Annotated in this window: 10 protein-coding genes; 9 read left to right on the top strand and 1 reads right to left on the bottom strand. The window is 64.5% G+C overall.

From position 1 onward, the window contains the following. Positions 1 to 1,096: carboxylesterase/lipase family protein (locus VGL01_RS15980; RefSeq protein ID WP_331570956.1), on the bottom strand; the 1,096-nt coding region annotated here is incomplete at its 3' end. A 454-nt stretch (positions 1,097 to 1,550) separates the two neighbouring features. Between VGL01_RS15980 and motA the strand changes: the two genes are divergently transcribed. The 9 genes from motA to VGL01_RS15935 all read left to right on the top strand — a co-directional run bounded on the left by motA (position 1,551) and on the right by VGL01_RS15935 (position 11,395). Beyond that, entirely contained in the window at positions 1,551 to 2,426 is an 876-nt protein-coding gene (motA, locus tag VGL01_RS15975) for a flagellar motor stator protein MotA (RefSeq protein WP_331570954.1), read from the top strand. Between the two features lie 10 nt (positions 2,427 to 2,436). Continuing rightward, on the top strand, positions 2,437 to 3,420 hold the full coding sequence (gene motB / locus VGL01_RS15970) for a flagellar motor protein MotB (RefSeq protein WP_331570952.1): 984 nt from the start codon (positions 2,437 to 2,439) through the stop codon (positions 3,418 to 3,420). A gap of 299 nt (positions 3,421 to 3,719) precedes the next feature. Then, positions 3,720 to 5,477 (top strand): glycosyltransferase, encoded by a 1,758-nt coding sequence (locus VGL01_RS15965; protein WP_331570950.1) that lies wholly within the window; start codon positions 3,720 to 3,722, stop codon positions 5,475 to 5,477. A 48-nt stretch (positions 5,478 to 5,525) separates the two neighbouring features. Continuing rightward, positions 5,526 to 6,839: a DegT/DnrJ/EryC1/StrS family aminotransferase gene (locus tag VGL01_RS15960; RefSeq protein ID WP_331570948.1), complete on the top strand. Its 1,314-nt coding sequence runs from the start codon at positions 5,526 to 5,528 to the stop codon at positions 6,837 to 6,839. Positions 6,840 to 6,874: 35 nt separating this feature from the next. After that, positions 6,875 to 7,627 (top strand): class I SAM-dependent methyltransferase, encoded by a 753-nt coding sequence (locus tag VGL01_RS15955; RefSeq protein ID WP_331570946.1) that lies wholly within the window; start codon positions 6,875 to 6,877, stop codon positions 7,625 to 7,627. After that, positions 7,624 to 8,850 (top strand): aminotransferase class I/II-fold pyridoxal phosphate-dependent enzyme, encoded by a 1,227-nt coding sequence (locus VGL01_RS15950; protein ID WP_331570944.1) that lies wholly within the window; start codon positions 7,624 to 7,626, stop codon positions 8,848 to 8,850. The genes VGL01_RS15955 and VGL01_RS15950 overlap by 4 nt, the downstream gene beginning before the upstream one ends. Then, positions 8,847 to 9,956 (top strand): DegT/DnrJ/EryC1/StrS family aminotransferase, encoded by a 1,110-nt coding sequence (locus VGL01_RS15945; RefSeq protein ID WP_331570942.1) that lies wholly within the window; start codon positions 8,847 to 8,849, stop codon positions 9,954 to 9,956. The genes VGL01_RS15950 and VGL01_RS15945 overlap by 4 nt, the downstream gene beginning before the upstream one ends. Further along, complete coding sequence (locus tag VGL01_RS15940) at positions 9,953 to 10,672, top strand: WbqC family protein (RefSeq protein ID WP_331570940.1); 720 nt, start codon at positions 9,953 to 9,955, stop codon at positions 10,670 to 10,672. The genes VGL01_RS15945 and VGL01_RS15940 overlap by 4 nt, the downstream gene beginning before the upstream one ends. A gap of 39 nt (positions 10,673 to 10,711) precedes the next feature. Then, positions 10,712 to 11,395 carry a glycosyltransferase family 2 protein gene (locus VGL01_RS15935; protein WP_331570938.1) on the top strand — a complete coding sequence of 228 codons (684 nt, stop codon included), beginning with the start codon at positions 10,712 to 10,714 and terminating at the stop codon, positions 11,393 to 11,395. Position 11,396: the final 1 nt, after the last annotated feature.

The raw sequence follows: 11,396 nt of genomic DNA, 5'->3' as shown, positions 1-11,396 counted from the left end.
GCCGCCAGTTTTCGGGTGTGGGTGCACGACCTTCCAAGACGCGACTGAAGTGCGCCTCCTGAGAGTTGGATCCGACCAACAGCGGCACGCGCGCTTGCCCGCCGGCAGCGAAGACGGCCCCGGGCCGCTCGGTCAGAAAATAACCGTCGACGGTAGGCCAGAATCCGAAGGGCGTTTCGTCCTCAGGGTCTTGCACATCGAGCAGCCCCTCGGCCGGGCGGGAGCGAAGCGCTTCGAGGGTGGACGCCCCGAGCCGGTTCGCAAATGCTTTCGAGACGTCTTCGGCGTATTCCTTCGTCCAGAAGTTGATTGGCGTGAACGCGCCGGCGCTTTGTCCAATGGCTCGCGCAAAGAGTCCCCGCGAGAGCGGCGAGGCCATGTGCGCGCTGACTGACACCGCACCCGCGCCTTGGCCCCCGATGGTGACCTGTTCGCGATCGCCGCCGAACTGCGCGATGTTCTCGCGCACCCATCTGAGCGCAGCGAGCTGGTCGAGTAGACCATAGTTTCCGGCCGCGCCATACCCGGACTCCTGCGCGGCATCGGGATGCGCGAAAAAGCCGAACACATCCAGGCGATAGTTCACCGTGACGACGATCATGCCTTTCGCCGCGAGATTCGCGCCGTCAATGCGTGCGTCGGATCCGTCACCGCCTTCGAAATCCCCGGTGTGGAAATAAACGAGGACCGGCAGCTTGGCACGCTGCGGATCGGGCGGCGCCCAGATATTCAGGTAAAGACAGTCCTCGCTCATTCGCGTGGAGCGGGAGGTCTTTGCGAATCCGTCCGACTGCATGCAGCGCGGCCCGAATTCGGTTGCGCGCCGCACGCCGGCCCATCGCGCCACGGGTTGGGGAGCGCGCCACCGAAATGGGCCGACCGGCGGCGCGGCATACGGGACACCGGTAAACGCATGTACCCGCGTCTGTCCCGTGTCGATACCGACCCCTTCGATCACGCCGTCGGACAATTGGGTGCGCGGTGCGGAAAGGGTCGGCGCGGCAGACGCCGCCGCTGGAGAGAGCAGCGCAACGAGCACGACTGCGGCGGTGAGCGCCGGATATCGGCGCGTACTGGCAAAACGTATCGATTTCATGGGTGGCCTCTTCTGACCCGAACCGTCAGAGCGGCGCGGGCAGGGTGGAATGGCCCTCGATGATGTTGCGGCCACGCGCATTGATCCGGGCTTCGTTGGGAAACCGGACCGAATGAGGGCGCGAGCCAACGTCGAATAAAAATGAACGTGACGATTCAGCGGGCCGGTCATTCATACCGAGCCGCGTAATTGGGGCTCAACCGGCGAGCAATTTCGTATGAACCCGGTCTTCAGACCGGCCTCTGCCGAGCCGTTAGCAAGTCAGAAGGAAACGAAGCCTTGCCGCCGCGGCTATCGAATCGGTCATGAGCCCCATGCCGCTCGCTCGGCTCGGCATAGCGCGGGCATGCGCATGCGCATTCGCATTGCGCTAAGCGGATGCAAGGCGCCCTCATCGACCTCATCGCGCGGCAAGGCTCGCGAGTGAATGCACTCGCGGCTATAGGGAGAGAACATGTTTGTCGCAATTGGATGGATCGTCGTACTCGGTTCGGTGATCGGAAGTTTCATTGGTGTAGGCGGGCATTTGCCGGCGCTCCTGCAGCCGTTCGAACTTCTTTGTATCTTCGGTGCCGCGTTCGGTGCGTTCGTTGTCAGCAACCCCATCACGACGCTCAAGAAGACGATCAAAAGCCTGCCTACCGTGTTTCATGGCCGCGGCTATGACAAGGCGAAGTACCTCGAGCTCATTGCGCTGCTCTACGAACTGCTGCAAAAGGCCCGCAAGGAAGGAATGATGGCGCTGGAGTCGGATGTCGATGCGCCCGAACAAAGCCCGCTCTTCCAGAAGTATCCGCACATCGTCGCCGATCACCATCTGCTCGATTTCATCCTCGACTATCTGCGCATGATGTCGACGGGCAACATCAACGTGCTCGAAATGCAGGACCTGATGGATGAAGAACTCGTCACGCACCACGCGGAAGAATCGATCGTCGCCAACGCGATTCAAAAAATGGCCGACGGTCTGCCGGCGTTCGGCATCGTCGCAGCCGTCATGGGTGTGGTGCATACGATGGGCTCCGTCGGCGAAGCGCCGGCCGTGCTCGGCAAGATGATCGCGGGCGCACTCGTGGGCACGTTCCTCGGCATCCTGCTTTCCTACGGATTCGTCGGCCCGCTCGCCGATCTGCTCAACGCCAAGGGACGTGCTGCCGCCAAGCCCTATCACTGCGTGAAGGCGGTGCTGCTCGCCTCGCTGAGCGGCTACGCGCCCTCGATCGCGGCGGAGTTCGGTCGCAAGGTGCTCTTCACGTCCGATCGGCCGACGTTCCAGGAACTCGACGACGCCGTGCGCGCCACGAAGGGCGCCGCGAAGGCGCAGGCCTAAGGGGCGCGGCATGGGTGACAGGCTTTCACGCGACGCCGCAGAAAAGCGGCCGATGAGCGTTGTCATACGACGCAAAAAGGGCGAGGAACACGGTGGCCACCATGGCGGTGCCTGGAAGATCGCTTATGCCGACTTCGTGACGGCGATGATGGCGTTCTTCCTGCTCATGTGGTTGCTCGGTTCGACGTCGAAGTACGACAAGCAAGGCATCGCGGACTATTTCAACACGCCGCTCTCGACGATGCTCGACGGCAAGGAAAGCGCCGACGCGGTGCGGCCCAGCATCGTGCAAGGTGGCGGGCAGAACATCATCGATACGCGGCCCGGCGTGGGCGCACAGACCCAGACCGAGCCGGCGAGCGCCAAAATGGCGCCCTCGCCGGAGCAGGCCGACATGCAGCGTTTGCAGCAGCTGAAGGCCAAACTCACGGCGCTGATCGAACATACGCCGGCGCTCAACGCCTATCGCGATCAGATCCGCATCTCGATCACGGCGGAAGGCCTGCGCATCGAGATCGTCGATTCGCAAAAGCGGCCGATGTTCGCGCTGGGCAGCGTCAGGCTCGAAACCTACGCGGTAAATATCCTTCAGCAGATCGGCGCAACGCTCAACGATGTGGACAACCATATCTCGATCGCCGGTCACACGGACGACGTCCGCTACGCGGGCGGCCCCGTCGGCTACACGAACTGGGAGCTTTCCGCCGAACGGGCCAATGCGGCGCGTCGGGCGCTCGTCGCGGGCGGCCTGCACGACGAGAAGGTGCTGCAGGTGCGCGGTCTTGCCGACGTGTTGCCGCTCGCGGGCAACGGCGCGGCCGAGCCGACGAACCGCCGCATCAGCGTTCTCGTCATGAATAAGGCGGCCGAACAGGCGTTTTTCCGTGACGGCGGCCGTACCTCGATCGACGAATCGCAGCCGGCCGGCGATACGGTTCGACAAGCCATCCGGCCCTTGGCGGCGCGGCCTCCGCAAAGCGCGGCGCGTTCCTGACCGCGCCTCGGGCCCCAAGGCGGGCCCGAGCGCCGACAAGCATCCTTCCTGGGCGGCGGCTCAGCCGCCCGGCCGCCGTTTCCTGGCGCATCATCGTCCATCCGTACCAGCCTCCGAGCCCCGCTCCACGGGCTCAAGCGCCAATATAGCGGCCAAATCGGCGTCTGTTTGGCCGATTGAAGCACGATCGCCGCCGCTAATCTTCCAGCATCGCAAAAACCGCTCGGCGCCGCAGCTTCGTTACCGCTGACGCCGCGCCCCGGTCGCCGCGCCGGCTCAATCACCGAAGGACCGCTTCAATGCCAACAGTCAGCATTCTCATTCCCGCCTACAAGGCCGAGTTTCTGGGACGCGCGATCCTGAGCGCGCTCAACCAGACGTTCGAGGACACCGAAATCCTCGTCGGCGACGACACGCCCCAGGGCGTGCTGCGGGAAATCGTCGAGCGGTTCGACGATCCACGCGTGCGGTATTTCCATCACGGTTTCCAAAAAGGCACACGCAATTCGCGCGCACTGTGGGACAAGGCGAGCGGCCAATACGTCAAGTGGCTCTTCGACGACGACATGCTGATGCCCGAGTCGGTCGAGACGCTCGTGAACGCACTGCGCGTGAATCCCGGCGTCGCGCTTGCTTTTCATGCACGGGTCATAATCGACGAGAACGATGCGATCATCGCGACGCCGCCGTCGCTGCTGCCGTCCGGGCAGGCCGCGCTCATCGACCGAGCGTCGCTCGTCGAGAACATGATCGGCAGGATCAACAACTTCATCGGCGAGCCGAGCAACGTCATGCTCGTGCGCGACCGCGTCGATATTTCGCGCGCTTTCGATTACCGGACGTGGGTACTCGATTTCCTCGGTGACGTGGCGCTCTATCTGAACTGTGCCGCGGAGGCCCCGCTGCTCGCCGTCGGAGGCTATCTGAGCGCATTCCGTCAGCATTCGTCGCAAGCGTCGGCGGCCGCGGGCGCGAACTACAGCGCGGGCCTCTACGAGTGGGAACTGATGGTGCGTGGGGAAGCGGCTGCCGGGAACTTGCGAGGGGCCACGCTCGAAGGGGCGCAACGCGCGCTTCGCGGGCTCTACGGCCGCTGGGCGCCGGCTTTGCCGGAAATCGCGCGTCTGCTGGCCAATCTCGGCGAACTCACCGAGCTTGCGCCTCATCAACTTTATACGTCGGAGCGCTTTGTCGCCGATCTCGCGCATGCGCGCGCGGCGGTGGCCGAGCGTGTGGGCGCTCGCAACAAGCGCGCGCAGGCCGCGGGGGCGGTGGCGAGCGCACCGGCCGCAACCGCCGCAACCGCTGAACCGGCTCAGCAGCAACCGTTTTGCGTGGTCTGCGAGCAGTCTGTGTCCGGCTGGTTGCCTCATCCTGAAGCGGGCAGGCTCGATCGCAGCTTCATGCAGCAGGTGGAATCGGTGGGTTCGACGCTCGAACACTATCAGTGCCCCAACTGCGGCTGCAATGATCGCGACCGGCACCTGTGGCTTTATCTCGCTTTTTCGCGCGTGCTCGAAGACGCTCCGCAAAAGCGGATCCTTCACATCGCGCCGGAAGCGCGTATCGAGCCGCGGATTCGCGCGCTCGCGCCGCTCGAATATGTCGTCGGCGATCTGCACCCGCGTGTCCACCATCACCGTCAACTCAACGTGGAACGGCTAGACTTCCCGGATGGCTATTTCGATGTGGTCATCTGCAATCACGTGCTCGAGCACGTCGCCAATCCGGACCGCGCAATGGCCGAGCTGACCCGCTGCCTCGCGTCGAACGGCCATCTGATTGCCCAGACGCCCTTTTCCCCGGTGCTGCGCAATACCTTCGAGCTCAACAAGCCGGTGAGCGGCCCATTCGCGACGCACTACTTCGGACAGAGCGATCACGTGCGGCTCTTCGGGGCCGATATCGTCGACCGGTTCCGCGCGGCCGGTCTCTCGGGCGATCTCTACTCGCATACGGAGGTGCTCGCCGAGGTCGATCCCAAGACGTTCGGCTGCAATGGACGCGAACCGTTTTTCCTGTTTTCCAAGGGGCGCGCGCCGGAATTCGCGGGTTGATGCGCATGCATCCGGTTCGGCTGACGATTGATGAGGACTGCTTTCCCGATGAAGCCTAACGAATTGCCGAGCGCCGTTCCCCTCGACGATCGGTCTGCGATGCACGCGTCGGCGAGCGCGCCGCAGCCGGTCGGTGTCGACGAGGCTGCACAAAGCGGCCAAGCCGGCAAAGCCGGGCAAGCCGGCGAGGGCGAGCACCCGATCAATACGCGTGTATCGACGCTCGCGGATCCGAAGCAGGGCTTCGTGCCGGTGACGCAGCCCTATCTGCCGCCGCTCGCCGAGTTCACGCCCTATCTCGAGGAGATCTGGCAGCGCAAGTGGGTCACCAACAATGGCGTGTTTCACCAGCGGCTCGAAGCGGCCCTGTGCGACTATCTCGGCGTCGAGCACTTATCGCTTTTCGCCAACGGCACGCTCGCGCTGATCACGGCGCTGCAGGCGCTGAAGATCACGGGCGAAGTCATCACGACGCCGTTCAGTTTCGTCGCGACCACGCACGCGCTGCATTGGAACGGCATTCGGCCCGTGTTCGCCGATATCGATCCGGTCAGCATGAATCTCGATCCGGCCAGAATCGAAGCGGCCATCACGCCGCTTACCACGGCGATCATGCCTGTGCATGTCTACGGTAATCCCTGCGACGTGGAGCGCATCGATGCGCTCGCCGACACCTACGGACTGCGCGTGATCTATGACGCAGCTCATGCGTTCGGCGTGCGCGTGCGCGAGCGCTCGGTGCTCGAGTATGGCGATCTTTCCGTGTTGAGCTTTCATGGCACGAAGGTGTTCAACACGTTCGAAGGCGGCGCGATCGTCTGCCGCGACGCCAAGATGAAACGCCGCATCGACAACCTCAAGAACTTCGGCTTCATCGACGAGACGACCGTCGTCGCGCCCGGCATCAACGGGAAGATGAACGAAGTCCAGGCGGCGTTCGGCCTGCTGCAGCTCGAGCATATGGATCACGTGATCGCAGCGCGCGCGCGAATCGATCGGCGCTATCGCGAAGCGTTCGCGGGCGTGCCGGGCATCGTGCTGCACGAGACTGCCGCCCATTGCACGCGCAACTATGCCTACTTCCCGGTACGGATCACACGTGATTTCGCGCTGAGCCGCGACGGCCTTTATCAGACGCTGCGCGAGCATCAGATCGCGGCGCGTCGCTACTTCTTTCCGCTCATCAGCGAGTTCCCGACCTATCGCGGATTGCCGTCGTCCGATTCGCGCAACTTGCCGGTCGCGAACGAAGTGTCGCGCGAAGTACTGTGCCTGCCGCTTTACCCGGATCTCGATAGCGACGATCAACAGCGCATCGTCGACGTCGTCCTTTCCTGCGCGGCGCGCGGCCGTTCGAATTGAAACGGCGAGCGAACCCTTTATACGCCACATCGATCATGTCAAACGCCAACGCCACCGAGCGCGACTATCCCACCGTCGATTACGATGCGCATGCGCGCACCTGCCCGCCCGACGCTTTCTGGGCACAGGTCAAACGAACGGTGCACGGCAAGCCTGTACCGGACGAGCAGATCGATCTGATCGTCGAGGAGATCAAGCAGCAACTGTCGCTGACGCCGGCCGACGTCGTGCTCGATCTCGCGTGCGGCAACGGTGCGCTGTCGCATCGGCTCGTCGAGGGTTGTGCCGCGCTCGTAGGCGTCGATCTTTCGCCGTATCTGATCGAAATCGCCAACCAGCACTTCGCGCAAGCGCCGCGCGTGAGCTTTTTCGCCGATGGCGCCGCGCAATATCTGCGCGCCGAAGCCACACCGGAACGCTTCACGAAGGTGCTCTGCTACGGCAGCTTCGCCTACTTTTCCGACGAGGATGCGCGCGCGACGCTCGCGCTGCTGAACACGCGCTTCGTCAACGTCGAATCGGTCTTCATCGGCAACCTGCCCGATCGCGCCCGCGCCGCCGCCTTCTATGCACCGCGTGAGCCGCTACCGGGCGAACTCGACGATCATCAGGCGCAAATCGGACTCTGGCGCACCCGCGAAGCGTTCGCCGACATGGCGGCCGCCGCCGGTTGGGAGGCAAGCTTCTCGACGATGCCGGGCGGATTCTTCTCGGTTCACTATCGCTACGACGTGTTGCTGCGCCGCCGTGGCGCGACCGCGAACGGTGCGGCAGGGAAGGCGAGATGAACGCACGCCACGAGCAATCCGGGCTCGTCGATCTCGCGCTCTTCGGTGGGCGCAAACGCTTTGCCGTGCCGAAGTCGACGTCGAATCTCGTTCAGCCGTCGATCGAGCGTTTTCTCGACTATGCGCGGCCGATGTTCGATGCGCCCGGCAATGCGTCCGGTGGCACGGGCGTCGTCGCCGCCCGTCTCGAAACGCGCCTTGCCCAGTTTCATGAAGTCGCGCGCTGCGTCACGTTCTGCAGCGGTTTTTGGGCGTTGGCCACGTCGATCGCCGAACTCGCGCGCCCCGGGCGGCGCGAAGTCGTGATGCCTTCGCTGACCTATCGGCGGATGGCCGATGTCGTGGCCTGGACGCGGCTCGTACCGCGCTTTTGCGAGGTCGATCCGGCCACGCTCGCGATCAGTGCCGAGACGGCGGCCGCGTGCATCGGCACCGACACGGCACTGCTGCTCGCCGTTCATCCGATCGTCAACTGCTGCGATGCGAGCGGACTCGTCGAGCTGGCGGCGGACAGCGGCCTGCCGTTGCTGTTCGACGGCGTCGAGTCGGTCTACGAGCGTTGTACCGACGGGCGAGGCGTCTCGCGCAAGGTCGGCGCATTCGGCGACGCGGAATGCTTTTCGCTTCACGCGAGCAAGCTCGTCAACGGCTTCGAAGGCGGATACGTCACGACCGATAACGAGGCGCTCGCCGATCGGCTCGTGGCGCTGCGCGACGGCGGCCTCGTCGCGCCTGGCGCGCTCGATGCGCGCTTGAGCGACGTCCATGCCGCGATGGCGCTTGCCAACCTCGACGAGCTCGACGCTCAGGTCGAGCGCAATCGCAGCCGCTATGCGCGGTATCGGCGCGCGCTCTCGGGCGTGGCTGGCATCCGGCTCGTCGCCTTCGACGAATCGCAGCCGACGAGCTACAAGAACATCGTCGTCGAGCTGCTCGATGACTGGCCGCTCCCGCGTGCGCTGACGATCGAGATCCTCAATGCGGAGAACGTGCTTGCGCGCGCCTACTATGCCCCGCCGCTGCACAGCAAGCCGATGGCCTATCCGTATGTGCCGGCCGTGCTGCCGGTGACGGATCGACTCGCCGAGCGGTTCATGCTCCTGCCGTGCGGGGAGTTCGTCACGCTCGACGACATCGATGCCGTAGTCGATTTGCTCGCTTTCATGCGGGCGCACGCGCAGCCCATTCTCGGCGCGGATGCCGCGCGAAGGGCCATGCGATGAACAGCGCGTTGGACAACAAAGGCTCCGCGACGCCCGCGTTCGCGGCACCGCTGCGGCTCGGCCAGCACAACATGCCGTCCCGGGACCGCTTCGAAGCGGCCATGCGCGACATCTTCGAGCGGCGCTATTACACGAACCAGGGACCGCTCGCACGCGCTTTCGAAGAGCGCTTGCAGTCGCGGCTCGCCGCGCGTCACGTCGTATGCGTGACCAACGTCACGATCGGGCTCATGATGGCCGGCGAGGCGCTCGGCATGGCTTCGCCCGTGCTGGTCCCGCGCGTTTGCACGAGCGCGTTGACGCATGCGTTGAACTGGTGCGGCCTATCGACGCTCAGTGTCGAGCCCGACGCCGCGAGCGGTCAGCTCGATGTGAACGCCTGTGCCAAGCGGGTGGGCCGTGTGGGAGGCGTCGGCGCGATCGTGGGCGCGAACTTGTGGGGAGGCGCGTGCGATGCCGCGGCACTTGCCTCGCTTGCGCGTGCGCACGATCTCCCGCTGATGTTCGATTCGTCGGAAGGGTTCGGCATCACGGTGGCGGGTCGGCGGGCCGGTCAAGGCGGTGCCCTCGAAGTGTTTTCGTTCGATGCCGCCGATATCGTGAATGCCGGCGGCGGCGCCTGCGTGGCCACGGACGACGACGAGCTCGCCGCACGCCTGCGCAACATTCGCAGCAGCTACGGCGCGGGCCGCCCCGTATCGGTGGTCAAGACATCCAACGGGCGCATGTCCGAAGCGCAGGCCGCGCTCGGCCTGATGTCGCTCGACGATTTCGACGCCAATCGCGAGCGCAACCGCGCCAGCTTCGAGGCCTACCGCGCCGGCCTCAGCGGTCTGGCCGGCATCCGCCTCGTCGTACCGTCCGGCGTCGACGCATCGAATCATCAAACGGTGGTCTGCGCGTTCGACGAGGACGCGGCGGGCTTCTCGCGCGACGCGTTGATCGCGGTACTCGCAAGCCACGATATCGAGGCGCGCGGCATTGCGTCGTCGTGGTTGCGGCTGCCGATTGGCGCGCATGTCGATATCGCTGCCGTGGGCCGCGTGTGCGAGGCAATCGGCGCAGCACTCGCCGCCGGTGCGACGCATGAAGGAGTGGCCGCGTGAAGCTCGGCATCATGCAACCGTACTTCTTTCCGTACTTCGGTCATTTCGCGTTGATCGCGGCCGTGGACGAATGGATCGTCTTCGACGTGACGCAGTACACGCCGAAGACGTGGATGAACCGCAATCGCATCTTGCATCCGAAGCAAGGGTGGCAATACCTGAACGTGCCGCTCGCGAACAGCTCGATCTCGATTCGCACGCATGAGGCGCGCGTGCTCGATCCGGCCGGCGCGCAGGCGAGCATCCTCGGCAAACTCACCGCGTTTCGCCGGCATGCGCCGTTCCATGCGCGCGTGAGCGAGCTCGTGCGCGCGGCGTTTGCCGGCGCGGCCGACGATTCGCTTTGCGCGCTCAACGTGAGCAGCTTGCGCACCGTTTGCGACTATCTCGGCATTCCGTTTTCGTATCGGATCTGCTCGCAACTCGACCTCGAGTTCCCCGACCAGATGGACGCGGGCGACTGGGCCCCGTTCGTTTGCAACGCGCTCGGTGCGACCGGCTATGTCAATCCGGCCGGCGGCCGCGCGCTTTTCGAGCCTGCCGCGTTTGCGCGCATCGGCGTCGCGCTCGAATTCGCCGACGTGGCCGAATTCGCCTACGATCCCGCGCCGTTTCGCTACGAACCGCATCTGTCGATCGTCGACGTCCTGCTCTGGAATGCGCCCAAGCGCGTCGCCGCTGCGCTGCGCAGCAATCTGACGCTCGAAGCGGCGTAAACACGCCGTATGGCCTTAACCGACACTCTCTCGATTCCGATGAAGCCGATCCGCCTTGTATGTGGCACCCGATACTCCGAAGCGCAGTTCGTCGAAAACACGGCGCTCGCCCGGTCGCTCAAGCTCTACGATCATCCCCCCGTGCAGCAGTTGCTGCTGTTCGACAACAACACGACGGGTCTTTCGACGATCTACAACCGCGCGATCGAGCACGCGAAAGAGCATCCGGCCGTGCTCGTGTTCATTCACGACGACATATCGCTGTGCGACTTCTTCTGGGCCGAGCGCATACGGGAAGCGCTCGAACGCTTCGATATCGTCGGTCTGGCGGGCAACACGCGGCGCATGCCGCGACAGCCGTCGTGGGCGTTCTCGCCCGATCTCAAGTGGGACAAGCCGGAGTTCCTGAGCGGCACGGTTGGGCACGGCAAAGGTTTCCCCTGCGATATCGTTTCGCAGTTCGGCCCGTCGGGCCAGGCCTGCAAGCTGCTCGACGGGCTTCTGCTCGCCGCGGACAGCGAGCGGCTCGTCGCGAGCGGGCTGCGTTTCGACGAGCAGTTCGATTTTCATTTCTACGACCTCGATTTTTGCCGTCAGGCCGAGCTCAAAGGCATGACGATGGGCACTTGGCCGATCAGCGTGGTGCATGAAAGCGGCGGCGCCTATGGCAAGCCCGCCTGGCGCGAGGCGTACGAGCGCTATTTGCGCAAATACGGCGAGTGAG

This window comes from Trinickia sp., from assembly GCF_036503415.1.
Lineage (GTDB): Bacteria > Pseudomonadota > Gammaproteobacteria > Burkholderiales > Burkholderiaceae > Trinickia.
Note: the sequence above shows the minus strand (reverse complement) of the source record. Positions and strands in the feature narration are given on the sequence as shown.

What these genes read in the sequence shown, in the direction of transcription:
- motA (WP_331570954.1), top strand. Translation starts at nt 1,551, where the DNA reads ATGTTTGTCGCAATTGGATGGATCGTCGTACTCGGTTCGGTGATCGGA.
- motB (WP_331570952.1), top strand. Translation starts at nt 2,437, where the DNA reads ATGGGTGACAGGCTTTCACGCGACGCCGCAGAAAAGCGGCCGATGAGC.
- VGL01_RS15965 (WP_331570950.1), top strand. Translation starts at nt 3,720, where the DNA reads ATGCCAACAGTCAGCATTCTCATTCCCGCCTACAAGGCCGAGTTTCTG.
- VGL01_RS15960 (WP_331570948.1), top strand. Translation starts at nt 5,526, where the DNA reads ATGAAGCCTAACGAATTGCCGAGCGCCGTTCCCCTCGACGATCGGTCT.
- VGL01_RS15955 (WP_331570946.1), top strand. Translation starts at nt 6,875, where the DNA reads ATGTCAAACGCCAACGCCACCGAGCGCGACTATCCCACCGTCGATTAC.
- VGL01_RS15950 (WP_331570944.1), top strand. Translation starts at nt 7,624, where the DNA reads ATGAACGCACGCCACGAGCAATCCGGGCTCGTCGATCTCGCGCTCTTC.
- VGL01_RS15945 (WP_331570942.1), top strand. Translation starts at nt 8,847, where the DNA reads ATGAACAGCGCGTTGGACAACAAAGGCTCCGCGACGCCCGCGTTCGCG.
- VGL01_RS15935 (WP_331570938.1), top strand. Translation starts at nt 10,712, where the DNA reads ATGAAGCCGATCCGCCTTGTATGTGGCACCCGATACTCCGAAGCGCAG.